The sequence below is a fragment of the Olivibacter sp. XZL3 genome (genome assembly GCF_004368405.1).
In the GTDB taxonomy this organism is placed as follows: domain Bacteria; phylum Bacteroidota; class Bacteroidia; order Sphingobacteriales; family Sphingobacteriaceae; genus Olivibacter.
Window position 1 is genome coordinate 1 of sequence record NZ_SBJH01000061.1, and the last position, 24,036, is coordinate 24,036.

22 protein-coding genes are annotated in these 24,036 nt (G+C 40.5%); 15 read left to right on the plus strand and 7 right to left on the minus strand.

Going from position 1 to position 24,036, the window contains the following annotated elements; translation table 11 throughout:
- Positions 1-357: 357 nt before the first annotated feature.
- Positions 358-861: a transposase gene (locus tag EPX21_RS13100; RefSeq protein WP_028298642.1), complete on the minus strand. Its 504-nt coding sequence runs from the start codon at positions 859-861 to the stop codon at positions 358-360.
- 224 nt (positions 862-1,085) lie between these two features.
- On the opposite strand from EPX21_RS13100, the gene EPX21_RS13105 reads away from it, so the two are divergent.
- On the plus strand, positions 1,086-1,538 hold the full coding sequence (locus tag EPX21_RS13105; RefSeq protein WP_028298641.1) for a Crp/Fnr family transcriptional regulator: 453 nt from the start codon (positions 1,086-1,088) through the stop codon (positions 1,536-1,538).
- Positions 1,510-1,857 carry a LytTR family DNA-binding domain-containing protein gene (locus tag EPX21_RS13110; protein ID WP_206106068.1) on the plus strand — a complete coding sequence of 116 codons (348 nt, stop codon included), beginning with the start codon at positions 1,510-1,512 and terminating at the stop codon, positions 1,855-1,857. Before EPX21_RS13105 ends, EPX21_RS13110 begins: the two co-directional genes overlap by 29 nt.
- 249 nt (positions 1,858-2,106) lie before the next feature.
- Here the strand turns inward: EPX21_RS13110 and EPX21_RS13115 are convergent, their stop codons facing one another.
- The 3 genes from EPX21_RS13115 to EPX21_RS13125 are packed head-to-tail and all read right to left on the minus strand — an operon-like array spanning position 2,107 to position 4,420.
- Entirely contained in the window at positions 2,107-2,310 is a 204-nt protein-coding gene (locus tag EPX21_RS13115) for a hypothetical protein (protein ID WP_134090150.1), read from the minus strand.
- Between the two features lie 2 nt (positions 2,311-2,312).
- Entirely contained in the window at positions 2,313-3,398 is a 1,086-nt protein-coding gene (locus EPX21_RS13120) for a sensor histidine kinase (protein WP_134090151.1), read from the minus strand.
- Positions 3,386-4,420 carry a hypothetical protein gene (locus EPX21_RS13125; protein WP_134090152.1) on the minus strand — a complete coding sequence of 345 codons (1,035 nt, stop codon included), beginning with the start codon at positions 4,418-4,420 and terminating at the stop codon, positions 3,386-3,388. Before EPX21_RS13125 ends, EPX21_RS13120 begins: the two co-directional genes overlap by 13 nt.
- 157 nt (positions 4,421-4,577) lie before the next feature.
- Between EPX21_RS13125 and EPX21_RS13130 the strand changes: the two genes are divergently transcribed.
- The 4 genes from EPX21_RS13130 (at position 4,578) to EPX21_RS13145 (ending at position 6,577) form a co-directional block, all read left to right on the plus strand.
- The gene (locus EPX21_RS13130) at positions 4,578-4,880 is read left to right on the plus strand and encodes a hypothetical protein (RefSeq protein ID WP_134090153.1); all 303 of its coding nucleotides are present in this window, start codon (positions 4,578-4,580) and stop codon (positions 4,878-4,880) included.
- A gap of 40 nt (positions 4,881-4,920) precedes the next feature.
- Positions 4,921-5,517 carry a Crp/Fnr family transcriptional regulator gene (locus EPX21_RS13135; RefSeq protein ID WP_134090154.1) on the plus strand — a complete coding sequence of 199 codons (597 nt, stop codon included), beginning with the start codon at positions 4,921-4,923 and terminating at the stop codon, positions 5,515-5,517.
- 185 nt (positions 5,518-5,702) lie between these two features.
- Positions 5,703-6,182 carry a MauE/DoxX family redox-associated membrane protein gene (locus EPX21_RS13140; protein WP_206106069.1) on the plus strand — a complete coding sequence of 160 codons (480 nt, stop codon included), beginning with the start codon at positions 5,703-5,705 and terminating at the stop codon, positions 6,180-6,182.
- A 65-nt stretch (positions 6,183-6,247) separates the two neighbouring features.
- Positions 6,248-6,577, plus strand: a complete 330-nt coding sequence (locus EPX21_RS13145; protein WP_134090155.1) for a hypothetical protein — start codon at positions 6,248-6,250, stop codon at positions 6,575-6,577.
- 115 nt (positions 6,578-6,692) lie between these two features.
- Here EPX21_RS13145 and EPX21_RS13150 read toward each other — a convergent pair whose 3' ends face one another.
- Genes EPX21_RS13150 through EPX21_RS13160 form a run of 3 tightly spaced genes read right to left on the minus strand, consistent with a single transcriptional unit; the run spans position 6,693 to position 13,037 of the window.
- Positions 6,693-8,045: a RagB/SusD family nutrient uptake outer membrane protein gene (locus EPX21_RS13150; RefSeq protein ID WP_134090156.1), complete on the minus strand. Its 1,353-nt coding sequence runs from the start codon at positions 8,043-8,045 to the stop codon at positions 6,693-6,695.
- A 4-nt stretch (positions 8,046-8,049) separates the two neighbouring features.
- The gene (locus EPX21_RS13155) at positions 8,050-11,235 is read right to left on the minus strand and encodes a SusC/RagA family TonB-linked outer membrane protein (RefSeq protein ID WP_134090157.1); all 3,186 of its coding nucleotides are present in this window, start codon (positions 11,233-11,235) and stop codon (positions 8,050-8,052) included.
- Positions 11,232-13,037: a TlpA disulfide reductase family protein gene (locus tag EPX21_RS13160; protein WP_166670758.1), complete on the minus strand. Its 1,806-nt coding sequence runs from the start codon at positions 13,035-13,037 to the stop codon at positions 11,232-11,234. The genes EPX21_RS13155 and EPX21_RS13160 overlap by 4 nt, the downstream gene beginning before the upstream one ends.
- Before the next feature lie 810 nt (positions 13,038-13,847).
- Between EPX21_RS13160 and EPX21_RS13165 the strand changes: the two genes are divergently transcribed.
- From EPX21_RS13165 to EPX21_RS13200, 9 genes are all read left to right on the plus strand, one after another.
- Positions 13,848-14,423, plus strand: coding sequence for a hypothetical protein (locus EPX21_RS13165; RefSeq protein WP_134090159.1), 576 nt, complete (start codon positions 13,848-13,850; stop codon positions 14,421-14,423).
- 18 nt (positions 14,424-14,441) lie between these two features.
- The gene (locus tag EPX21_RS22715) at positions 14,442-14,588 is read left to right on the plus strand and encodes an RloB domain-containing protein (RefSeq protein WP_166670759.1); all 147 of its coding nucleotides are present in this window, start codon (positions 14,442-14,444) and stop codon (positions 14,586-14,588) included.
- Between the two features lie 283 nt (positions 14,589-14,871).
- Positions 14,872-16,065 carry an AVAST type 1 anti-phage system MBL fold metallo-hydrolase Avs1a gene (gene avs1a, locus EPX21_RS13170; protein WP_134090160.1) on the plus strand — a complete coding sequence of 398 codons (1,194 nt, stop codon included), beginning with the start codon at positions 14,872-14,874 and terminating at the stop codon, positions 16,063-16,065.
- The gene (locus EPX21_RS13175) at positions 16,062-21,887 is read left to right on the plus strand and encodes a serine protease (protein ID WP_134090161.1); all 5,826 of its coding nucleotides are present in this window, start codon (positions 16,062-16,064) and stop codon (positions 21,885-21,887) included. The genes avs1a and EPX21_RS13175 overlap by 4 nt, the downstream gene beginning before the upstream one ends.
- Positions 21,884-22,129 (plus strand): AVAST type 1 anti-phage system protein Avs1c, encoded by a 246-nt coding sequence (gene avs1c / locus EPX21_RS13180; RefSeq protein ID WP_134090162.1) that lies wholly within the window; start codon positions 21,884-21,886, stop codon positions 22,127-22,129. The genes EPX21_RS13175 and avs1c (EPX21_RS13180) overlap by 4 nt, the downstream gene beginning before the upstream one ends.
- Entirely contained in the window at positions 22,116-22,361 is a 246-nt protein-coding gene (gene avs1c, locus EPX21_RS13185) for an AVAST type 1 anti-phage system protein Avs1c (protein ID WP_134090163.1), read from the plus strand. Before avs1c (EPX21_RS13180) ends, avs1c (EPX21_RS13185) begins: the two co-directional genes overlap by 14 nt.
- Positions 22,348-22,599, plus strand: a complete 252-nt coding sequence (locus EPX21_RS13190; RefSeq protein WP_134090164.1) for a hypothetical protein — start codon at positions 22,348-22,350, stop codon at positions 22,597-22,599. Before avs1c (EPX21_RS13185) ends, EPX21_RS13190 begins: the two co-directional genes overlap by 14 nt.
- A 267-nt stretch (positions 22,600-22,866) precedes the next feature.
- The gene (locus tag EPX21_RS13195) at positions 22,867-23,193 is read left to right on the plus strand and encodes a YegP family protein (RefSeq protein ID WP_134090165.1); all 327 of its coding nucleotides are present in this window, start codon (positions 22,867-22,869) and stop codon (positions 23,191-23,193) included.
- A 79-nt stretch (positions 23,194-23,272) separates the two neighbouring features.
- Positions 23,273-23,935, plus strand: a complete 663-nt coding sequence (locus tag EPX21_RS13200; RefSeq protein ID WP_134090166.1) for a transposase family protein — start codon at positions 23,273-23,275, stop codon at positions 23,933-23,935.
- Positions 23,936-24,036: the final 101 nt, after the last annotated feature.

Genomic DNA, 24,036 nt, shown 5'->3' on the forward strand with positions numbered 1-24,036 from the left:
CCACATTCCAACAGGATAGCAATAGCAAGTCTGATTGGAATTCTTTAGTTTTGGGTGTAGCTAGCTAGGGTAAGATTACAACCGGACTCCGTAAAACGATAAAGTTTCATTTAAACTCTCGTAAGCTTTCATTTATTTGTGATTATCACGTATACAAAAATAAAAATCAATCCCTCATGTTTTACTGAAATCTGCAAAATGTCACCTCTTAACGCCAAACCCTGCCAGTCTTTTAAGGGAAGGGTGTAATGAGTTTGATACCCTGATGGCAGACAATGAACTGCGACCGTTCGCCCTGAAAATGTTCCCTGTTTGCGAATCTGTTTTCTCTGGCTACGAATTAATCGATGATTTCGCTTACACCGAAGCATCTTCCAAAACTTGCTTTTCTAACAAAGATTCCATACTTGCATTGGCCTTGATAAAGGCACTGTCAACCGCCTGATGTTTACCTCTTACCATGCCTTTGTTGACACACATTTTCAGAACAGATTGAAATAAACTCAAAAAAATTTCTTCACCAAAAAGTTGCCTTGTGCGACTGATGGTAGAATGCCAGGGCAAATCTTTATTCAGGTCATAGCCCAAAAACAAACGAACATCCAAACAATTGGAACAATAACGGATTAAAGCCCGATCACTGTTGATGTTGTTTAAATAACCTACCAACAAAATCTTGAAAAAAACTACAGGGTCAATGCTCTGACACCCTTCGACACCATAATATTTTTGAGTCGATTGATAAAGAAAATGTAAATCTAACTCGTGATTTACGCGCCGATAAAAGTTATCTGCTGGAACCAATCTGTCCAGACTTAGTTCATAAAAAAGTTGCGGGGTGAAATCTTTACGTCCTTGCATAAAACAAGATACGTTTTTTATTTATATTTGAGTTGTGCAACAAGCACACCGGTTTTGCGTCAGGCGGGGTGACGTGCAAACTTGGAGCTTTGTACTTCTATTCAAGTTTAGTGCTGGCAGATAGTTTCGTGCTCCGAAATCCACTTCTTCGCCAAGCGCCAAACCGTTAGCTGCAAGTTTAAGAGCGTGTCAACCATAGATGAAATAGTATTGACAAAAAGATTATGACAAATAAAATAACAGATACCTTGTTAGAATATGTGGAATTTACTCCAAAAGAACTAGAAATCATTAGTAGTAAGTTTGAAAGACAAACAATACTAAAAAATGAATTATTCATACGCGAAGGTAACATGTGTAACAAAATAGCTTTTGTTGAAAGCGGAGCTCTCATTCTTTCGCAAGCATCAGAATCAGGAAAAGAGCAGGTTCTTGATTTCTTTACATCAGGAAATATGATGAGCGATTACTATAGTTTTTTAAAAAACATTCCTAGTGAAGTAAATATCAAAGCGCTTAAGTCATCCTCCGTAGTAATAATTTCTAAAATAGATATAGAACAACTATTTGAAGAAATTCCAAATTTCCAAAAACTGGGAAGGTTGCTTGCAGAAAAATATTTCATCGAACAGGTAGAAAAGCTAAAATATGGTGTCCTTACGCCACATAACCGATGATTATATTTTTGTAAAGGCAGACCGCAGAATGTTCAAGGTGCATTTCAGTGATATACTCTATATTGAAGGGCTAAAGGATTATGTGATTATCTACATAGAAAATCAAAAAGTGGTGACCCTGATGAATATTAAAACGATCCATGATTTGCTTCCCAAAAGTATCTTTGTCAGGGTCAGTAAATCATACATCATCAATGTAAATAAAATAGATTCTGTAGATAACAATACGGTATATATCGGAAAAACTGAAATACCTATTGGAAATGTCTACAGGGAAAATAGAGATAGAAAATTACTTTCCGGATTTGCTTCATCATAGCCAGTATAAGTAAATTGGCATTCCAGTTACATTTTGCGACCTTTCGGTTTGCTTTGTTTTGACTGTGCTTGCTGTTGCTTTTCGCCAGCTTTTTGCAGGTTCTTATCGGCTTTGAGATTGCTTTTAATTAAATCAACAAGAAAGGTTTTTTCCCAGGGGATGTGCTTTGCGGTAAATTGTAATTTCAAACCCTGCTTATCCAGTCCGTGCCTAAGCTCAAATCCGTAGTGCCTGTTCCATCCAATCCTGTCAAGCAATCTTTCGGAGGGGAACCGCACAGCGATTAAATCTTTGGGCAGCTCTTTGATAGTCCGGTAGTCGGGTTCCTGAAATTCGTGTGTCTTCGGATTGTAAGGAATGGTGTAAGTCCTTCTTCACAATGGTAACAGAAGCTTGCTCATCATCTACTACCATGCAGTTAAAGACTTGCTTAATTGCGTATTCGTTTATCATATTTATTGGTTAATGCTAATTTTTACAGTAAAATATCCTTCTTCTTCCGCCACCGTTAATTGAAATTCATTTTTAAATACGATCTCCAACCTTCTCCTTAAGTTTGACAAACCTGTTCCACTTGAAGTGACCGGTCTTGACCGCCGATCAAAGCGGTTCCTACAGGTAAATTCAACCAGGTCATCGGTCAAAAGTAACTGTATGTAAAGCGCATCTCCATCGCCTGTAAAATCCCCATACTTAAACGCATTTTCCAAGGGTGTAATGAAGGCCATGGGCAATACACGCTGGCCTGCAAACGCTCCTTGCACTTCGGGTTTCAGGATTGGAATTTCCGGAAAACGAGCTTGTTGCAGAGCAAGAGCGGCTTCTACCTGCTGCCACTCTTTCGATACGACAATTTTGCGGGTACCTTGAGACGCATGTGTAAACGTATAGCGCGTTAGGCCAGAGAATGAGGCCATTAATTGGGCCCAACTAGGCGAATATTTAAGTAATTCTCCGAAGAATAAATTAAAAATATTATGCACAAAGTGCGGATCAGCTTGCTTCGCTAATACGTCGTACTTTAGCTTTTCTAGTTCTTTCGCCATCAACGCTGCATACATCTTAGTCTTATATTCAACAATGGCCATTTCTATTTGCTTATTTTTGTATGCGCGGTATTTCAAAAAAACAAAAAGCCCCACAGCAAAAATGACCAATAAAATATAATGCTTCGCCATGCGCCCTAGAAAACTCCAATTTAGTGGAGGCACCTTTTGATTTACCTTCAAACCCAAATGAACCATCAACTTGTAGAGATATACATATGCACCCGGTGCTGCCAAAAAATAAAATATTAGCAATAGCAGTAATCCTTTGTACCAATGCTTCTTATTGAATACCAGAAATAGGATCCCTAGCAAAAGGTAAAATACAATCACTTTTAGAACAAAAATTCCAATAAGCGTACCGATTCGTTGTTGCGGAAAATTCAACATGGTGCCGATATACACCATACCGAAATAAAGTAACCAACAAGCTGCTTGGATGCCCAACAGTTTTTGTTGACCGGGCGATAGTTTAAACTGTGTTAATTGTACCATTGTTGATGCAAAGAGTTAAATTGAGATTGAGGGATTTGATAAGCCTTATAGGTTAGCTTATCCAATAAAAAGAAATCATCACCGAGGGCCAGTAAAGCGTGCAATGCCTCTTGAGGTTCTATTCTACTTTCTTGCCGCTTTTTTCCGGGCACAAAAAAATCATTTCTATTGGCGTAGAGGTGTAAGCTCGACCAATTTTGCCATTGTGCCGGATAATGTTGTAAGTAAGAAGCAAAGCCACTATAGATTTTATACAAGGTGTACTCAATAAAATCCGACAATGTCATCTCTTTTTTTTCAAAAGGGCCAAGCCATATATAGCGGAGACTCTTGTCTGCTTCGCGGAAACAGCAAAGCGTATAAATCGGCACATCCAATTTGTAGGCGAGGTAAGGCAAACCTCTCCGAAGCAATTGATGCTGTGCTAAAAAAGGTGTGCGCACGGTATTGACGTCCGTTATGGCCTGCGCTCCTTGGTACCCATCCAAATACGTTAAGACATTCGATCCCTGTTCAAGCGCACGTTTTATTTTAAAGGCCACCTTTGGATCTGTTGCATTTAATGTTGAAAAGGCAGTTTTTCTTGAAGTAAAACACATCCCTTCTTTGATCTTATCAAAGAATTGCCTTTGCTCGCGATATGCATAATCGCCTATCAGCAACGCTAAAGGAATTTGCGATCTGTATAGTAAATAATTAATTAGCCGGTAAGACCCCGTATGAAACGTGCAGATCAATCCTGGGCGTTCCCTCAACTGTTCCAAGTATACCTCATCCCATCCCTGAATTATAAAAGGGTGTTCATCGTTAAAAAATGATTCATCAAGTCTGTTCCATTGCCTATTTAAAATGGCTTCACTAAACCATTTCTGATGCAAAGTAGCCGGAATGCCAGGCATAAAATGCGTTAGATTAGCACTGAAGAAAGCATAAGCATTCAGCATCTGCGGATGGCGTTTCCATGGTGACTTCGCCAGCCGCTGCTTCAGGCTGACTAACTTATTTTGATAATTGTTTAACATGATTATTTACATAAATGGTTTATAAAAGCACTGCCCTTAGAGCCGGGCAGTGCTTGAAAAAATTAAAGATCCCAATACTCGCAATCGTCAATCAAACTGGTGATTCCATAGCGAAAACACAGATCGGAGAATCCAAGGGCTTGTTCAGGTAAAATCAATGGTTTTAACATTTTATCTATTGTTTAATTTAAGTACCGATTTTATCGAAGGCATCGGTATTAACCTACTCAATAGCTATGAGATTTTGGTGATCACAGTTCAAACATCTAATTTTTTCCGAAAAAATCTAAATAAATCGACCGTAATTGCTTTTACGGGTACCGAAATTGCATTTTTACAAAAATTTACATTAGAGAATACACTTTATGTCACCCAAATAGCCTTGTTATTATGCCGTATTGCAGCACTAATTCTTAAAACCGGCGCGCAGTGTCACCCCCGTCACTTGATCAAGCTTTAAAAAGCTCTTTATTTGCTCCTTTCTGATAAAAAACCTAGACATGACAGCGAAAGAAAAGTATATTAGCGACGCACTGGCTTCACTGAGCCAATCTTTTAACCTACCCCGCCACCTCGCAGAACGTTTAAACCAATTTGTCAATTTATTAGAAGTATCAGCCTTTCATTATCTGGAGTATCCAGGCCCTGCTGAGGAAGGGTATTTATGGTATGTAGTACGTGGGGTGAGCCGGAGCGTTGCATATGATAAAAACACCCAAAACTACTACACCCTTTTTCTTTGGAAAAAAGGAGATGTTATTTTCCAAGCAGATAGCTTCCTATTTGGTGGCATGCGTACCGAAAGCTTGCAAACACTGGACGACAGTGTTCTTCTCCAATTACCCGCCAGCCATCTAAAGCAGCTATTAGGTGAATGGCCATCCCTCCACCTCCTATTAACCCAGCTTGTTGCCCAGTACGAACTACGCTTAGTTCACTACAGCTACTGGTTACGCTCTGCTGCTATCCACCGTGTTCAACTGCTCTTGCTACGCTATCCGGGTATTGCGGAACGTGTGCCCCATTACATCCTGGCCGACTACCTCAACTTAAACCGCAACACTTTCAGAAAACTACTTAAAAAGCTTAGATCCTAAGTGTTTCAAACAAATGCTACCTAGAGCCGCTTCAAAAGCTACCTAGGCAGCATTGCCTATCCCATCCATGGCCTAGTTTTGAAAATATGGAAAACGAAAGGTAGAAAACGTTCCATCGCAGGCCGACTGCCGATCACGGAAAGAAAGATCGGCAGTCCGCTTGGAGGTTAATTTAAAAAAGGCATATGAAGACAGCACATTTTACAACCATCACAGCACTCTTATTATTGATATTATGGGTGCCTGTAACAGTCGATAAATTAGTTGATTATAGCAGCTTCAAGGCAGGCATGCTTCGTCAGCCACTACCACCGGCCGTTGCCCAAGCGTTACTTTGGCTGTTGCCATTTGCAGAAACTGCCGTAGTAGCGCTACTATTAATCAATAACAAAACCCGCAAATGGGCCATGTATCTGTCCGCCTTATTGTTGTTCACTTTTACGATCTACATCGGCATGGCCTTATTAGGCTTTTGGGAAAAGGTGCCCTGTGCTTGTGGGAGTGTCATTAGGTTCCTTAGCTGGAAACAGCATTTTTTCTTCAACCTCTTTTTCCTTTTTATCTCCGTTTGGGGGATTTATTTAACACGCAACATACAGCATCCGTCTAGCCTCGGGGAAGCCGGACGGATGGGTGGGCCAACCAGACTGGCAACAAATAAATAACCATTATTTTTTTAATTAAATCGTATTTTAAGGGAAACTTTTTGACGGGATAAAAAGTCCGCATTATGGCTAAATTAACTAGCCCAATTTTAAAGAATGGCCTTTATATGATGGCCGCATTAGTGCTCGCGGGAAGCACCGTAGCCGTAAAGGCTGGAAGTGCAAACGCAAGAGCCGATTACAACTGGTACGAAGCGGACGAAGCAACCGGTGTGGTGCAGGCAAATCCAATTGATCCGCAAACTACTTGTCCGGGATCAGGTGAACTGTGTGCCATTGGATTGGACCGTCAACACTTCAACTTGAATCCGACTGACGACGCGCCTATCAGTAACCTAAGCGAGCTTAGTTCTTTTGATATGGCCTTTACAGAACGCGAAGAAAAACAGCCATAAGGTTTAGTAATTTCTTCTGTTTAACGCTATAAAAGTAGCGTAACCAATTTTTAGGAAAACCCTTCGCAAGGGAAAAAAATGGGACCATGCCTTAACTTACATGGTCCCATTTGCGTTAATCCCGTGGATTCTGTTCCACTCCATTCAATGAAACGACAATATCCGGAAAAGGGAAAATATAACGGTTACTGTTGGGCAGCAATACCAGCTGCCGATTGTCCAACTGCCTTAGCAATGTTTTCTGATAGGGTTCCTCTTTATTCAATCGTCGCAAATCAGACCATCGCAGCCCTCTTAGCACTAATTCCTTTCTCCGTTCATTCAGAATCTGCGTTAAAAGAGGCTCCACAAGTGAAGGTATCTGCCCACGTCTATAGCGCATCAACAGCAATTTTTGTAGAGTGTGTCTCGCCTCCATCTCCTTGTTTAAACGCGCCTCACATTCTGCTTTGATCAAATAGACTTCTGATGTCGATAAACCGCTGAACAGGCGAAGTGCCCCATCATATGATCCCTTGAAGGTCAGCACACCCTTATTGTCCCAAAAGTATGCAGTTTTACGAAGATCGGCATCGTCATAAGACGCATATAACAGCGAGTCAACACGCAGCTTTGCTGATGAAAGTACTCCCTTGTAATTCATACTCGCCTGAAAGATCACTTCCGCATTAAACTGCTCAATTGGATAAGCCAAGGAAGTATCGAGCGTATTGTAGTCTAACAAATCACCCCGTAAGGCTAGGGCATTCTCGGCATAGGCTAAGGAAAGCCCATAATTACGCATCTGTAAATAGATCCGCGCCAGCAAGGCATAAACCGCCGTTTTGCTAGGCCTAGCTGGGGTAACACCCCGTACCGGCAATAAATCAGCTGCTTCCTGCAAATCATGCAAGAAGAAGTCATAACTATCCTGCACAGAACTTCTGTTCAATGTCGCTTCCACATCAGACTCCCGCCGTAAAATCAATCCAGCATCTTGTGCGGCTGTAGCCGCATCATAATCCTTACAAAACAATTGTGCCAACTGGTAGTGGCCCCAAGCCCTAAAAAACAGCGCACTGCCTTTAATAGCAGTCCATGCAGCAAGTTCGGAATTATTTGGTGCTATCTTGTCAAGGCCTTCCAACGCAATATTGGCGTAATTGATCATACGATAGGGAATAAACCAATCCGTAGGCCGGTTATCTGTGGCTTCAAACACATCTTTTTCCCAGGCATAGGTGTTCCGATCATTCAGATTGGCCGTTTGCCAATCGTTATAAGTTAAGTAATAATCATCGCTGGCTACCACCCCCAAAGACGGGGTCGATTCCATATTCATTACCGAATAATTATCAAGAATTGCTTGCAGGTCTTTTAACGTGCTGGGTACCACCAAACGTTTGTCGGGTTTGATGTCCAGATAATCTCCACAGGCGCTTGCAACGAAGCTTAGGAAGCAAAGCCCCATCCATTTTTGTATTGTCATTATATCAGAAGTTAAGGTTTAAACCGAGAGCCAACATACGAGGAGGTAGCACAGTAGCATTGGGCCTATCCGGATCTACCCCCAATTTATTAGCCCGCCAAAGTATAGCCAGGTTATTTGCATAGGCAAATAACTTCGCACTCTTAATACCCAATCTGCGCAGTTCAGCAGCCGCGAACGAGTAGCTGAGATTGATATCCTGCAGACGGATATGATCCCCACGATGTACCAATATCTCCGCCGTCAGATAGCTGTTTTCCCGGTTGCTGTTTACATTTAATGGCAGGGACGGCACATTTGTCCAGCGCTCATCGCCCGGCTGCTGCCATCTGTATTCCAGATCGCGGTGGCCCACGCGGCTATTCAATAAAGAAGCGTAGCTGATGGCACTCTGCCTAAAATGGTAACCGGTTTTAAAGGTAATATTGAAGCTTAAGGCCCATGATTTATAAGAAAAAGTATTCCGCCAAGACCCGGAAAAAGGCGGAAACGTTAAGCCGCTATAGATCAGATCGTCGTAGCTATCTACCGTTCGCCAATAATTTGCATAATCTGTACCCAGCACCCCGTCTACCATTACCAAAGGATCGCCCGTTTGCCCATCCAGCCCATACCAAGGTGTACTATAAAAAGCATCGAGTGATTTACCTTTTTGTGGGGGAATACCGTAGTTGGACGAAAATCCGAGCAAGTTCTCCGGTCCATTATATTCCGTCACTTTGTTCCTTACATAATTCGCTAAAATATCCATACGCCATCCCAATTGGCGTTTCAGTAAATTAGCGCCCAGCTGGACATCAAAACCCTGCGTGCGTAAACTGGCATTGTTTATCCGAAAAGCATTCACAAAAGAAATATCATAGCCCATGGTAGGATCTACCAACACATCGCCCAATAAGTCCTTACCATTTTTCATAAAATAATCTATGGTACCTTGCAAGAAACCGTTCTTTGTTTCAAGATCTAACCCCAGGTTCAAGGTACCGATCCGCTCCCAACGCAGGTTTGGATTGCCTACGTTACGGATGGAAGCCTGACGCAGGCCTGTAGTGGTATTGGTACTATAGACAGCGGTATTAAAGGCCGTCATGGAACGATCAATATTTCCGTTATAGCCGTAAGTAACCCGCAAAGCCAACGAGGGAACTGATTCAAAATCATAAAAGGCCTCTTTATCCAAACGCCATTTTCCGCCTACCGACCACAGGGGCACCACCCGTTGGTTTGTCTTTACACCAAAAAGGTTGGAAGCATCCCATCGGGCACTGGCAGATAAGGTATATTTCTGCTGATAGGTATAAGCGGCGTTCACAAAAGCCGATACAAAACGATCAAGCCCCTCCGTAATCGACGCCAGCGGAAGCGGCAAACGAGCGGTAGCACGGGGCCTTGTAGGATAACGCGTAAGAAAGTCGAACTGCTGCTGAAAGGTAAGCACCTCATCATCATAGCCGTAGTATTCGATGCCATCGCCTTTGGTTCTCGCCTCCCGTACCTCTGCGCCTGCCAAAACACTTATTTCCTGTCCATCAAATTGCCGGTTGTAATTCAACTGACCCCTCAGCGCATGCGCCTGCGTCTCCGTGTTATTTAACTTCAAGATCGCTCCTTCCGGAAAAACACGTGTTCCGTCCGCCTGCGTATACATATTCACCAGGTTCCTTACCCGGTAACTATCCGGATCATCGTAATCCCGACTACGGCTGAGCAGGCGTTGATATTGATATTTAATATCGAGATTGAAATGCTTCAAAAAACGGTAATTCAGGCCTGTATTCAGACGCGCCTCACTTCCCCTCTGTACATTATCAAAAAGCGCCCTTTCTTTCATGGGCCGATATGACCAGTCGAGCAACCCCTCGTTTACAGTCCCATCAATATAACTACTCCGATAATTCCGCGCAATCATTGCAGGATTCCCTTCCACATCCAATAAATTTGCATAAGGGTATAGTTGCTGATTGGCTCCCGAAAGAATGCCCGACAATTCCAGTCCGTTATTTTCAGCCCTGGTTTGCAGATAGGCCAAAGCCGCAGAAATTTCCAATGCGGACGACACTTTGAAGGTATTATTAAAGTTAAGCGATATCCGTTGAAAGCTGTTACCAACGGTACTGCTTAAATTTTTATCAAAACCTGCTGAGGTGTAAAAGAGATACTTTTCACCACCACCACGGAGGTTCAAAGCATACTGCTGATTAAGGGCATGTCGGTACAATTGATCCTGCGCTTCCCGCCTTACATCCGTAGCCGCAAATTCGTCCCAACGTTGCTTTAACCCGGCATCATCCAGTTGTCCATCACGATGCGCTATCAGCGCTTCCACAGCAGGAGTTAATGCCGTCCAGTCATTTTCCTGATAGAAGCCATTCTCAAAAAGTGCGCGTTCCACTTCTAGGAAGTCGACCGACCGGGAGAAATTCGGATTGTAAAATAAGTCAGGCCTTTGCGCTAGCTGTACGTTGCTTACCAGGTTAATACTGACGGGCTGCTGATAACGTCCTTTCTTGGTATTGATCACAATGACGCCATTTCCTGCACGGGCACCCCATATAGATGCAGCGGCCGCATCTTTCAAGATGGTGATATTTTCAATATCGTTGGGGTTAATATTATTGATATCTCCCTCATAAGGAAAATTGTCCAGCACAATCAGGGGAGAATTATTGGCATAGAGCGAGCCCAAACCGCGCACACGCAGCTCAGGCTGGCTTTGACTGGTATTCCGATGATCAAAAGCCAGCGAATTGGTGACTCCTTCCAGCCGACTGATAATATCCGTACTCACACTACGGTTCAGCAATTCATTATCCAACTGCGTAAAGGCACCCGTAGCCCTTTCCTTCGGCAGGGAGTAATAGCCAGTCGAAATGGTCACCTCCTCTAAAGCCTGCGTACTTTTAGTCAACAGCAATCTGATTGGCTTAGACAGATCAGTCAATTCCAGCGTCACCGTTTCATAACCCATTAGGCTGGCGCGGATAGAATCGCCCACGGCCTGTTTCAGTAAACGAAAGTTACCCAAACTATCCGTTCGCACGACTTCGGCGGTTTTCAATGATTGCACGGTTACCCAAGGTAAGGGTTGTTGGTTTTCCTGATCCAGCACTTTGCCCGTTAGTGTTTGGCTCTGCACATGAATCGTAGCGCCTACCAGTATCAATAACAGAGAGCATAAGGCAGTTTTCATTGCTTTACCTCCTTATCGCGGATTACCAACATTGGAATTTTCCGTTTCTGCTTTTTCAGTACCAGGCCATAAGCGGCCAGTTCTCTGTTCAGCTGGTTTAGGCTTGTTGTTTCCATATTTAATGTAAGGTTTAGGTTAAAAGAGCGCGTTTGCTCCGACATAATAGGTAAATTGAGTGCTTTCAGTTGCTTTTGTAAAATACGTATCAGCACCTCAAGCGGTTGATTAATCAGCGCCAAGCTACTTCCCTGTTTTAGAACGCGTGGTTTTTCCGCCTTGGTTCTCGAATCATTGTGGCGCTTATTGGTGCTTAAGACCAAACACGGCACACTCCGATCTTCCAGTTTCCCGGTATAGGGAAAATACCTTTCCAGATCCTGCCGCATCAGATCCGCCCCATCACCCTGATAGTTTTCCGGCACACTCATCTCGTAGACATAATAATGTTCCCGTTTCCAATCGTCCCACCTTGCCTTATCCTTTGGAAGCTGCAGTGCTGCCGGTTTTTTGGTTTCAAGTATTATCCTGTTTGCCTGGTTAAAAGGATTGTTATACCATTCCAGGCCGCCTACCAGAATACTGTACAAATCGGCGATAGAACGGTTACCCGTCCGGATGGAGCGAAGCCTTCCGAGGCTATCCACCTCCTTTTGAAAACTATTCGGGATACCCGGGATATAGCGCATGACATAGGCATAGCCCGTCAGTTTATCCAGATGCCGTCCATTCCCTTCCAACCAGAGGGGCGTCTTTGGATCAAAGTCCTGCAGATCAACTTTGGTGGGTAAAGCAATTTTCTGTTCATTCAAATAACTCCTAATACTGCGTGTATCGGTATTATTCCCACTCGTAATGGCAACGACTTTTCCGTCCGACCCGATCCAGATATGGTGAGGTATCGATCTAAAGGGGAAAGACCGACGCAGTACTTCCTTCTCATAAACCATATCAACGGTCATCGTCCTTCTCTTTAGCGGCAAACGAGCCCGCACTCGATCTGCACTTTCGGAAGCGTTAACCAGTAATATTTTCACCTCGTTACTAAATCGCTGCTGAAGTGAATCAATCTTTGGAAAAGAAGCCAAGCAAACCGTACACCACGTCGCCCAAAAATCCAGTATAATAAGCTTGCCTCTATAATTATTGAGCTTTACGGTAGTACTTCCTTCCTGCCCTGCTTTTACCATTTGTAGAGGCATATGCCATAAGGTTTCTGGAACGGTGTCCCCTATCTGTATGGGTTTAACAGAATCCGTGGATAAAGCCACGCCGTGGGCAGCCTCCGGGGAGGAGGACTGCCGGGCGTGTGCCAAACAAACACAGAACAAGATCTTTAGAGTTATAAGGTATAAGCTGTAAGGTTTAAGGGCGCGCAGGGCCTTACCACTATGCGTCACTGCGAGGAGTTTACGACGTGGCAGTCTCCGCCACATCATCGCCTCATTCCCGTCAGCCCCATTTTGCGATGAAAAAGAGCGTCGGCGACTAAGTTCCCACCACTTTTTTATGAAAATTTTAGTGGTAAAAAACCACCAAAAAATGCTTTTAAACCTTCTTAGACCCTGTTTTCTTGTAACTCGCGAGTTACAGGTGGTTTTTTCAGTATTTTTTTGTATGTGCAATAGTCGTAGCGGAAAACCGCTCATTGAGAAGCGAAAAGTATTTATCACTAATCGCTCATCATCCATCGTTAGCGATCGCTTGCGCGCCGTACTTACTATTTTATATGTTTCAGAGAGGGCTTGAACTGATAGCTTCCAAACAACACATACCCCTCCCATTAAGCGTAAAAATGCTTTCATTTCGGTCGATTTAATTCGATTTAGGTTTGAAAAATTTAAAAAAAACCGACCCATGTCACTAAGAGGACACAAATTATTTGCTGGTTTAGAAGAAAGCCTTTATCTTTATGATTAATTGCAAAAACCAAAAGAACCGGGCCTATCCTAAAACCTAAGCAAAGCTTGGTTTACTTAAACATAGGGTCGGTGACAGACCGAGATATGGGCTTTTTATTGCCTGCTTCGGGTTGAGCTTTTTATGCTTCTCCCCTATGCTGTCCGCGATCTGTTTTATCTTTTGATCCACCTCTATTCAGGTGAAGCGATGATGTTCTTTAATAGTGATTGAAGGGATTCAGGGTTTAACTGAAACTGATTTACCGTTAGAATTGGATGCGCAAGTGACTTGCGGCTTAAATAATTAGTTGGTTTGGTCTTTTTCGTTTTCATAACTTTTGATTTTATGGAAACGATGTAACTCAAGAAGGTGAAATCGGAAGCCTTGGTTTGTATAAACCTAATAGGGCGAACCGCCAAACTTCTTGCCCTGGAAACCGCTAAGAAACCAGTCATCAGATCTGCTCGAAATCCGAATCTTGTATCCAAGAAGACTTACAGGCGGTCCACCCTACTGGTAAATATATCGTCAAAGATAGTACTTCCAGTAGATAATGATGAACCGCAGTCCTCTCGTATACAAATTTTAGCGGTTTTTGGACGAGAGTGACACCGTTAAGAAGGAGTTTAAAGCCCCTTCCCTGTTGTCGCATTATCAATACGATACAAATATAGACAATAAATATAAAATATTAAAATATTTTCAATAAAATAATGTTCGAAATAGCGCTTGATGAGTTTATAACAATCCTTGAGAGATACATGAGAGTTTTTGGACTTTACAGTATGGATATTTCTAGCCTTGCTGGCAGCACAAGAGACTTTGTAAAAGATCTAAAAGAATCAAAAACAGGACCTACCTTTAAAACCTTAGTAGCGACAGCAAGTGTTTTCAATCTGAAGTACTATCAATTTGGTAATCCAAATCTTCCAATACCAAAACTTGAAGAATTACCAAGCAAAACCGTCGATAAAATTAACTGGAGAAAAAAAGCTGGAGTTCCAGAGGAGAATCAATATAACAAATTGGATCTTAACCGTAAAGTATTATACGCTTTAGAGAAGGTTACAGACAAGAGTAAATTTCTTGCATCAGAAGTGTTTTCTTTACTGGATGACAGCACCCAAAAAGAGCTAAAAACATCGACACGCATCACCGGTTTATTTTCAGACGAATTAAAGGATTATGTCGAGAAAATTGGCGAAAGTAATAAGAAAGGAAAACGTGGCAGGCCCGAAGAATATTATAAGCTAACAACACTTATTACAGGCAGTAAAACAAGCAAATAGGTATTTAACCATTAGTGCATGTACAATCATCACGAGCAAGATGGAAAAGTTTGTGCAAGCTCCAATAGGGATAGCGTCTCGGCCCCGCATTTTAACGGAGCTATCCAACGCTGCCACAATTTAAGTGTAGGTTGCGCCTGGAGCAACCAAGCTTTCGAGCTGTAGTATTTACTTCATTTTCAGTATTACGAAATGCTATGTCCCAGCGATTTATAAAGACATGATCGAAAATCATCTTAAACCAATACTTGGCAGCGATTTTCGATACGAAAAGAATAGTGAGCAGATGTACGCTCCGTTTAAAGGACAAGGGAATTTACAAGATGCATTTTTGAATGCGAAAAGATTAGCGGAACGGTTTGAAGGCAGGCAAGATTATTCTAACCATAATCCTTGCACAGTGGTGTACAACTGGTGGAGGAGTTATTGCAATTAAAAGAAGTGTAAAATGGATGTTTGTGTCAAAATATATCCTGCCAAAAACGGCGATTCTTTCTTAATAAGTTTCGAGGAAACTGAAGAAGAGAAAAGGCATTTGCTTATTGATTGCGGCTACGTTGATACTTTTCAAAAGTATGTAAAGAATGATTTAATAAAAATCGGCAAAAGTCGAGGAACCCTTGAAAAGCTAATTCTAACACATATTGACGCTGACCATATCCAAGGAGCAATAAGGCTTTTAAGAGATAATAATTCTGAAAAGTTTATATCAATAAAAGAAGTTTGGCATAATACATATCGTCATCTTCGTGAAGAAAAGGAAGGTCAAACAGATGTAAAGCAGGAGCGAATTTTGCAACAAATAATTCGAAGAGGATATCCCCAAAACGAAAGCAAACAGGGAGAGCAAGGAATCAGTGCAGAGCAAGGTACAGCAGTTGGAGCAACGCTGCTGCAAGGAAAATATTCATGGAATAGCGACTTTAATAATCAGGCCATTTGTATTGAACAAAGGTCCAAAATTGAACTAAATCCTGATGCTAATATCTACCTTCTATCCCCTGACAAGCAAAAGTTAGAAAAGCTTAAAAATCTATGGAGTAATGAATTAAAAAGGTATGATGCTAATTTCAAATCGGGCAATTCGGAACTATATGATGACGCTTTTGAGATGCTTTTGTCATGGGAAAAGGACAAGCCTGATGTAGCCCCAAAGCAAATTTCTGCTACAGCAGAAACTCTTGAAGAATTATTAAAGACACCTTTTGATGAAGATGATACGGCCACAAATGGCAGTTCCATTGCCTTTATTTTACAGGTTCAAAACAAAAAAATGCTTTTTCTTGCCGATGCCCATCCCAGCTTGATATTTCATTCCCTAAATGAATATCAAAAAGAGGGCATAATAATTTTTGATTTAATTAAAGTTTCCCATCATGGCAGCTTCGGTAATATCAGCCATGAGTTGTTGAATAAAATTGATTCAGAAAGGTATCTTATCTCTACTAATGGTCAAAAGCATAATCACCCGGACAAGGAAACGATAGCACATATCATTACCAGGAAGGTAGATTTTCATAGAAATCTATACTTTAATTATATCACTGCTAATTCAAAATATTTTGACAGGAAAGATTGGAAGGAGAAATATAATTACTCAATCCACTACCTAGATCAGCACCCTTATACACTAACATTATGAGCCAAAAAATATTAAACCCAAAGCAAATAGAAACAGCAACCGTGCAGGTCACTTGCGGAAACAAGTCAGGTACAGCCTTTTTTGTTGTCACCGAAGGAGATAAACAAATTTTACTTACATCTGAGCATAATTTGCCTGAAGGGCAACCAGTGAAGCTATATCTAAATGATGAGGAAGTAGAGGCGGAAATTTTGGAAAGAATATCAGATCGTGATGTGGCCATACTGGAACTTAAAAATCAATCTGCAACTATTATTCCTGGTCTTCCTTTAAAAAAAATAGAAATCCCCTACAATGAAAATTGGGAAACCTATGGTTTCCCGACACAAAGGGTAAACTCTGGTGGAAGATATACCGGCAATGTATCTCGGACTAATGAAGGCACAAAATGGGATGTGGATTTAGAATGTGAACAATACAGCAATATAAAACAATTTGATGGATTGTCAGGTGCACCGCTGGTAATGAATGGGCATGTAGTAGGAGTTATTGGGTATGATACCGTAGGAACACTCGGTGCAACAAGTATCAGTAGTATTACTGAGATTTTGAACAAGCACCACATCATTGTCACTATCGATAAAGGGCATTCTATACCAGATTCGATAGAAAGTGATATATCAGACACTACGCCCAATGAGGAAGTGCTACAAAAAATAAATGATGTCGTTGCAGCGCAAATTGATGGGAGTTATTTTTTGGTAAGTGGCAGCCCGGGTTCAGGTAAAACTACAATAGCTGCTCAATTGGAATTTGAGGCTGGCAATCACATTATAAGCGATAGGTTTTTTGTGAAAGTTCCGGAGAGCGAAGAAATTCCAACACAAATCAGGGCGACACCAGATTTCTTTATGAAATGGGTAGAGGAAGTTTGTCACCGTACCCTGTATAATAGTCCGCCACCCAAACCCAAAGCTGAAAAAACACTAAATGACAGGATAATAGAAATTCACCAGGCGATACAGCAGTTATCCTTACATTATCAACAACAAGGGAAAATAGCCTTTTTGATTATAGACGGTTTGGATGATGTTAGCAAATCCCAAATAGAGAACTTTCTTTCCGTCTTGCCTGGTAAGTTGCCTCCACATATCAAGGTGATTTTCTCATGTACATCAAAAGAGTTATTACCTAATGCATTCCAGACCGCAATTGATACATCAAAAGAAATTAAGGTTACACCACTGTCAATTCAGAATGCGGAAAAATATCTTTCCGAGCATATAAAAGAAATAGGGCTTAACACAAATCAAATAACTGCACTGGCAGAAAAATCAGAAGGGCATCCTCTTTATTTAAGGTATTTGACCAAGTATATCTTAGGAATGGAAGAAATACCTTCCATCGATGATTGGATAAGCTCCATTCCTGTAATTGGTGGAGAAATAGAAAACTATTATAACAAAATCTGGCTGGAAATAAATGATCACCCGGAAGAAATCTGGCTAGCAGCTACTTTATCAAGGTTAAGAGTACCGGTAGATAAGAAAACCTTATCAGAAATACAGCCCGAGGCTACGAAACACATTTTCCTGTCAGGTTTTAAGAAGATCGAACACTTGTTAAGAGACAATGAGGCGATAAGTATTTACCACACCTCTTTTTCTGATTTTGTAAATAAAAAGACAAATGAATTAGACGAACAGGTACATAAAAACATAAGTAATTATATTCAAAAACATCCTCAGACAAATTTTAGCCTGTCTGAGAAAGTGTATCACTTGGCAAATGGAGATGAGCAAACTAAAAGAAGCGCATTAGATGAATGTAACCAGACATGGATTGATGAATGTGCATTAAACAGTATTAACCCTGATATTGTTTTGGTTGACGTTAAAAATGTAATTGGTCTTGCCGCCGAATTGGGGATAGCGCACAAAGTCATTTCTTTATTGCTTCTTTCGCAACGGGTGAATTTTAGGTACAATACACTTTTTCAAGAGAACGCCATTTTTCTTGTCAATGCTTTACTGGCTTTAGGCAGACCGGAAGAAGCGATAAGGTATGTTGTACGCAATAAAACGTTAATAACGGCTCATGGAGATGCATTATACCTTTTGCAAAAATTTTATGAATATGGAGCAGATGAAGAAGCTGAAATCTTATTAAATGCAATTAATCAGACGTGTAGAAATATAGTAGAAAGTGGCTTTGATACTGATACCTTCAATCGATTTATCCAATTAAAATTCAGTGCTGTTACCTTATCGTCAAACTCTGATTTTGAAAATGCTTTTCATGAGTTTGGGCACTTGAAGAAAACGGCGATTAAAATGATTGAAGCAAGTGGTAATCCAAAAGAAGCTATACATAAATTTAAAGATGATATAGGTTCTTATAATAGCGGCTATCTTATCTGGAGATTTAATCTACCCCCATTTACTAAAGAAACTGAGGATAAGTTCACTTTTGATGATAAGTCAAGTGGCTTTATTGCAATAAGCATATACCACGCATTAGAATTTCAAGGAAAAAGTCCAATTATTAAAACAAAAGATAATATTCCTGCCTGGATAGAAGATTTAGAGTACGTGATTGACAAATATGGTACTCATCCTGATTATCATTTCTTTTTACTTTATATTTTATTAGGAAGATCAAAGAGACTTGATCTTATCGAAAGTCTATACCGGAATGTTTTCCCAGATGCTGAAGAATTCGATTTGCGAAAAGAAAATGGCGTTGACTTAAATCATCAATCCATACATCGGTTTACGCTCAATGCAGAAAGTCTTGGGTATTTTGATACTGTAGGCCAATATCCGGCACTGCCACAATATGGGTACTCATTCAATTGGGAAGAAAGTATAAAATCAGTTTTTAAGCATTTATGCTTCCTGGCAGGAAAAGTAAAGCGTTATAAAATTGACGGCAGGAATGAAGAGGTCAAACAGCTTCAGAGTAAACTAACCGCGCTAATTGAAAAGTTAATTCCGGACTTAAGAGATAGGATGAGTTGGAAGAGAAGCTATGCCCTTCCTGAATTGATTTACCCGGTCATCTACAAAAGCCTGATTCATTTATTGATAGATGCTTTCCCCGATTATATTCCCGTTTTTGTTGAGCAAATAGTCAATAAGAAGCCATATCAGCTTGGGCTATACACCGAAGGTTATACCGATAGCTTGTTTGTTATTGCCAGGGAATTAGCTAAGGAAGCCAAACATGAAGTGTCTGCTTTCAAAGTAGCAAAAGTGTTAGAAGAGCATGTTGTAAATACTGTAGAAAATAGATGGGAGAGAAATGAATACCTGTTGAGATTAGTTGAATTGTATGCGCTCTTAAAGAATGAGGATAAGGCTAGACAAGCATTTAAGGAAATGATTGATACCTCTATGGGGCCATCATGGTACAAAGAAGCTCAATTGGGAATTATAAATACTGCTGTTTCAAATATTGTCCCTAAGGATGGTAATCTTTCCTACCTCCAGAAGTTCGCAGCGCATCTTCATAATGCATCCGGCGAGATGACATTCCAACGATATGTGAAACAGCAGCAGGAAGAGTTTGTCGGCGATTTGGCCAAAGTCGGGTTTTTAAACAAGTCAATAGAATACTTTAAACATTTGTTGCTTCCGGATCATCAAACCATTATTGCTAATGCTGAGTCGGGGACGGTTGATATGCCTTACACAGGCGAGGGGTATATATTGGGAGCCAGGGCAATTGAAGAGCAGAGTGGTATATTGGACATGTTGCGGAATTTTAAAGATTCAGGTTCCCTTATCGTTTGGGGACTTAGTGAATTGTTTATGCTTGGGGATGATAGATATATCAGAGGTTATGCAAAGATTCAGGCAGGTATTCTAAATCATTGGGAAAAAAGTGAACCAGAAAAGTTAGACATAGTATTTAAGCGCCTGGCTCGGTTTCTGGTTGCTGAAATAAGCGATGAATTTCGATATGAGTATCTACGGGAATTGTTTAGCGAATTGAGCACTTCAAATTTTGAGAAATTGAACCCGTATTTAGAAGCGGTTGGAATGCAACCAAATCAACCTTCAAAAGAAGAAACTGAAGAAGAAAGAAAACCTTCAACTCCTAAACGAGAAGAGAAAGATCCTCTTAACGAACTAATTATTGCAAAAGGCGAGGCACAGAGGAAGATTGATACAGAAAATAAAAGCGGTGCAAGAAAAGTGATAATCGACGCATTGCAAAAAGTTCAGGATGAAAAATATGGAATATGGTCATTTAACTACTCCAATAAAATAAATGACATAAGAAATCTTTTTGCCGAAACGTACAATAACTCTGAAGAATTTATCAAAGACATAAAACAACTGATTATTAATGAACCTTATTTTGAAGAATGGGTAATTGCCAACCAAATTATTTCATTGCTTCGGAATATAAATGATGAGCAAGAAAAGCAATTGATCTTAGAAACTGTCCTGGAGCATATTAATTTGATGGTGAGAACTGGGCAGCATTTTTATGATAGGTATGAGTGGCTGAATCAACAAGCCGATAAAGTAAACACCCATGAACAAGACGATCATTTACTAAAGTTCCTTATTTGGTTTTTAAATCATCCTTCATTAGTTGTAAAAAATAGGGTTATTGAAACCTTGGTTTGGCTCGGCTCCATTAACCCAGGCATTATTATGAGAGAACTAATTAACGAGCTGCTTAGCGACGGCTATAGCATCTCAAAAGAATTTTCCGCTTCTATTATTCATCAACTCTCAAATTTAAATCCTGATGGTTTTGCTGAAAATCTGAAAACTGCTTTGGAAGAAAGGGAACAAGAGATATTGAAACTTAATCACTTTATGATAAGGGAAGCCATTCTTGCATCTCTTGCCGAACTTAAAAATAACGGCATTAATGATTTGGATGAGTTGATTGCAAAATTTGAGCAAACTTTTGCTACCTCTAATAAGAGCAAAGGGGAAATAGTGTTTGAAGAAGAGTATTTGGAACCGATAAGTGATCCCATATATGAGCTTAATGAGTTAAACATTTTGACCAAACAGTTTGCTGAGGCATTGGTGGGACAGGTAAAAGCATTAGCCTCATTATCTATTGAGGATAGTCAGAAAGCAAGTAGATATATTGATCGGAGTTTTAATGATCATAACGACATCTCCCTTGTTTCGGATTTTGATACTCTTTTGAGATATGCTTTAAATGTTGCTGTGTGCACTTGCACTACACTCAGTGACAGGGAGAAAGTTGCTAATATCTTACGGTTTTATCAACCTACGTTCCCTGAAAACAAATTAGCACCTCAGTTTAATAGCAGTAATGAAACTTTTGAAAATGCTGTAAAAGATTTTTTTGAAACCGGAAATATTGCTTTTGACAAACTATTAGTTGATGGTGAGCTTCCACTGAACTATTACGCTACACAGCATTCGGAATCTCGCCGTAGCGGTAAAGAAAAAATTGAGCTTACAGCCTATCTGATCCCTATGGCAAAATTCTCTGCAAAACGTCACTCTTATCCTTGGCCAACTTTTCCGGCGAATGGTTATCCTGATAGTGTTTATGAGGAAGAAGATATAATTCCGCTATTTATTAAGAGTGAATATGCGGGTAATGTTACCGGAAGTGAGTTGGTACCAGCTGTAATGACTACAATTCTAGGTACTCTAATCCCAAATCTCAAAGACAATACTAAATCTGTATACTGGCGTAAAGGAAGAAATTGGGATAATAGAGAACAGGGGGTTGCTGAAAAAACAGGTTATTATACAACCGTAACAAAAGCCAAGATCGAAACGCTGAAAGCCGGGTATAAGCTTATTTGGCAAATATCTTTTGGCTACGATTCCAGGTACATTGATGTGTTTGAACAAAAGGAGTTAATAAGATGATTACACCAAGCAACAGAAAAGAATTTGAACGGCATATAGATATTTTAGCCGAGAGTATTGAGAAAGGAAGATTTCATTTACCGCCTAGTCGGAGGATGCTCAATAGCTTGCTGAACGCAAAACAATTACCGAACAGACGAACCAATTTTCTGACTATTGATGACTCAACACGACTATTAGCTAATTCATTGGCAAATTTCGACAGACCAGAATTTAAAAACAGAAAAGATGCCGAACAGTAGAAAAGAATTTGAACGGAACATGCATTTTTTATCCGAAGGTTTTGAAAGAGACCAGGTAATGATTAACAGATCGAACGTCAAATCAATTAAAGGGATAAAAAATGCCAGATTAGCGCCTAACCGAAGAGCTAACCTTCATACAGTTGATGAAATGGCCAGGCTGATGGCAAATTCAGTTGCCAATATGGTGCAACAAAAAGAATTAAAATCAAAAGAAAATGGAGAAGAGTAAATATGGAATGCCTCCGCCTAAATCGAGAAGGGAATTTGAGCATAATCTGTTTCTATTGGCAGAAGATACCTACCGAATAGTGGAATGTGGCAATGATGATTTATTTAGAAATTTTTTGTGGGCTACGTATCCGCATATAAAAAACATAAGAAATCACCCTAGTGGCCGGCTGAATTTTTTGACGATAGATAAGCAAGCACGTTTACAAGCAAATATGAAAAAATGGATGAATGTATAATATTTACAAAATGAAATACCATTGTAGATCGTTGGAAATAATAATTACCTTCAAAAAAGGAACGAAGATTTAGCCAGCTCAGATTACAAATTAATAAGACTTGACAATACACATAAAGTGATTAGGAAGATCGAGCGGACAGGGACCACGTCAATGGAAACATTCATAAGATCAAATCTATAAACGTGCAAAAGGTAGAAAAATGGAAAAACGGAATAGATCATCTTATCCTTGAAATAAACAAAAATTTTATTAACTAGCGTGCTTATGGGTAAATTCATTATATCGAGACGCTCAAATGGAGAGTATCAGTTCAGATTAGCAGCTGCTAACGGTCAAATCATTTTGGCAAGCGAAGGTTACGCTACAAAATCCGCATGCGAAAATGGAATAAAATCTGTTATACAAAATGCTAAAGAAGACGCAAATTTTGTACGAAAAACTTCCGCGAATGGACATTATTACTTTAATTTGAAGGCTGGGAATCGACAAATTATTGGGACTAGTGAACTATACGCCAGTCAAGCAGGGAGAGAAAGCGGAATTTATTCTGTAAAGATTAACGCCAATACTGATACGGGACTTATTGAATGAATATTCCGGGAAAAGTGGTTCTTCCCCACTTTTGGTGGTAAAGCTATGAGATCAAGCGTTTGGATTCGTTATATTACTAATGAATGCCACCAAAATAATCTTCAATTCCGGTGACAGGTTCCGGGTCATTTCAGTAGATAACCAAATAGACAGGCTTAATATTTATGTGCAGAGCACCCAAAAAGGAAGTGTCTGTCCGAATTGTTGTCTGGTATCTTCAAAGATACACAGCTATTACACCAGAAAGTTTAATGATCTACCCTCGTTCGGAAAATCCTCGAGAATATTTCTCAGGGCCCGTAAGTTTTATTGTCTCACCGATGAATGTCCATTAAAGGTATTTACCGAAAGGTTCGACAACCATTTCCGGTCATATCAGAGGAAAACGGAGAGATTACAGGCCAGACTACTGAACATAGCGATCGAAGCCGGTGGAAAATCTGCCGAAAGGATATGTGGTGAATTTTCTATACCGGTAAGTGATACAACCTTATTACGTATAATAGACCGGACAGAACTTCCCAAAAGCGATAAAGTGGAAGCTTTGGGCATAGATGACTGGGCCATCAGGAAACGGGAACGTTACGGCAGTATACTCGTAGACTTAGCAACAAACAGACCGATTGGCCTGCTTGCTGATCGTGAAGAAGCTACACTTACCAACTGGCTTAAACAGCGGGATAAGATACGGATTATTTCCAGGGACAGATATGTGGTTATTTCGGAGGGAGAGTGCCAGTGATTTCGGTCAAACCGTGCCACTTGTAATCGGGAAATAACAATGCACAGTTTTTGGCAATTAAGACTGCACCGTTTTTGGCAACAAGAGTGCACAGCACTACA

Coding starts and splice junctions, on each gene's coding strand:
- EPX21_RS13105 (WP_028298641.1), top strand. CDS start 1,086: ATGACAAATAAAATAACAGATACCTTGTTAGAATATGTGGAATTTACT.
- EPX21_RS13175 (WP_134090161.1), top strand. CDS start 16,062: ATGAGCCAAAAAATATTAAACCCAAAGCAAATAGAAACAGCAACCGTG.
- EPX21_RS13195 (WP_134090165.1), top strand. CDS start 22,867: ATGGGTAAATTCATTATATCGAGACGCTCAAATGGAGAGTATCAGTTC.
- EPX21_RS13135 (WP_134090154.1), top strand. CDS start 4,921: ATGACAGCGAAAGAAAAGTATATTAGCGACGCACTGGCTTCACTGAGC.
- EPX21_RS13160 (WP_166670758.1), bottom strand. CDS start 13,037: ATGAAAGCATTTTTACGCTTAATGGGAGGGGTATGTGTTGTTTGGAAG.
- EPX21_RS13125 (WP_134090152.1), bottom strand. CDS start 4,420: ATGTTAAACAATTATCAAAATAAGTTAGTCAGCCTGAAGCAGCGGCTG.
- EPX21_RS13150 (WP_134090156.1), bottom strand. CDS start 8,045: ATGACAATACAAAAATGGATGGGGCTTTGCTTCCTAAGCTTCGTTGCA.
- avs1c (WP_134090163.1), top strand. CDS start 22,116: ATGCCGAACAGTAGAAAAGAATTTGAACGGAACATGCATTTTTTATCC.
- EPX21_RS13165 (WP_134090159.1), top strand. CDS start 13,848: ATGTTCGAAATAGCGCTTGATGAGTTTATAACAATCCTTGAGAGATAC.
- EPX21_RS13115 (WP_134090150.1), bottom strand. CDS start 2,310: ATGATAAACGAATACGCAATTAAGCAAGTCTTTAACTGCATGGTAGTA.
- EPX21_RS13200 (WP_134090166.1), top strand. CDS start 23,273: ATGAATGCCACCAAAATAATCTTCAATTCCGGTGACAGGTTCCGGGTC.
- avs1a (WP_134090160.1), top strand. CDS start 14,872: ATGGATGTTTGTGTCAAAATATATCCTGCCAAAAACGGCGATTCTTTC.
- EPX21_RS13190 (WP_134090164.1), top strand. CDS start 22,348: ATGGAGAAGAGTAAATATGGAATGCCTCCGCCTAAATCGAGAAGGGAA.
- EPX21_RS13155 (WP_134090157.1), bottom strand. CDS start 11,235: ATGAAAACTGCCTTATGCTCTCTGTTATTGATACTGGTAGGCGCTACG.
- EPX21_RS13120 (WP_134090151.1), bottom strand. CDS start 3,398: ATGGTACAATTAACACAGTTTAAACTATCGCCCGGTCAACAAAAACTG.
- EPX21_RS13100 (WP_028298642.1), bottom strand. CDS start 861: ATGCAAGGACGTAAAGATTTCACCCCGCAACTTTTTTATGAACTAAGT.
- EPX21_RS13110 (WP_206106068.1), top strand. CDS start 1,510: ATGGTGTCCTTACGCCACATAACCGATGATTATATTTTTGTAAAGGCA.
- EPX21_RS13130 (WP_134090153.1), top strand. CDS start 4,578: ATGGTTTTAACATTTTATCTATTGTTTAATTTAAGTACCGATTTTATC.
- EPX21_RS22715 (WP_166670759.1), top strand. CDS start 14,442: ATGTACAATCATCACGAGCAAGATGGAAAAGTTTGTGCAAGCTCCAAT.
- EPX21_RS13145 (WP_134090155.1), top strand. CDS start 6,248: ATGGCTAAATTAACTAGCCCAATTTTAAAGAATGGCCTTTATATGATG.
- EPX21_RS13140 (WP_206106069.1), top strand. CDS start 5,703: ATGAAGACAGCACATTTTACAACCATCACAGCACTCTTATTATTGATA.
- avs1c (WP_134090162.1), top strand. CDS start 21,884: ATGATTACACCAAGCAACAGAAAAGAATTTGAACGGCATATAGATATT.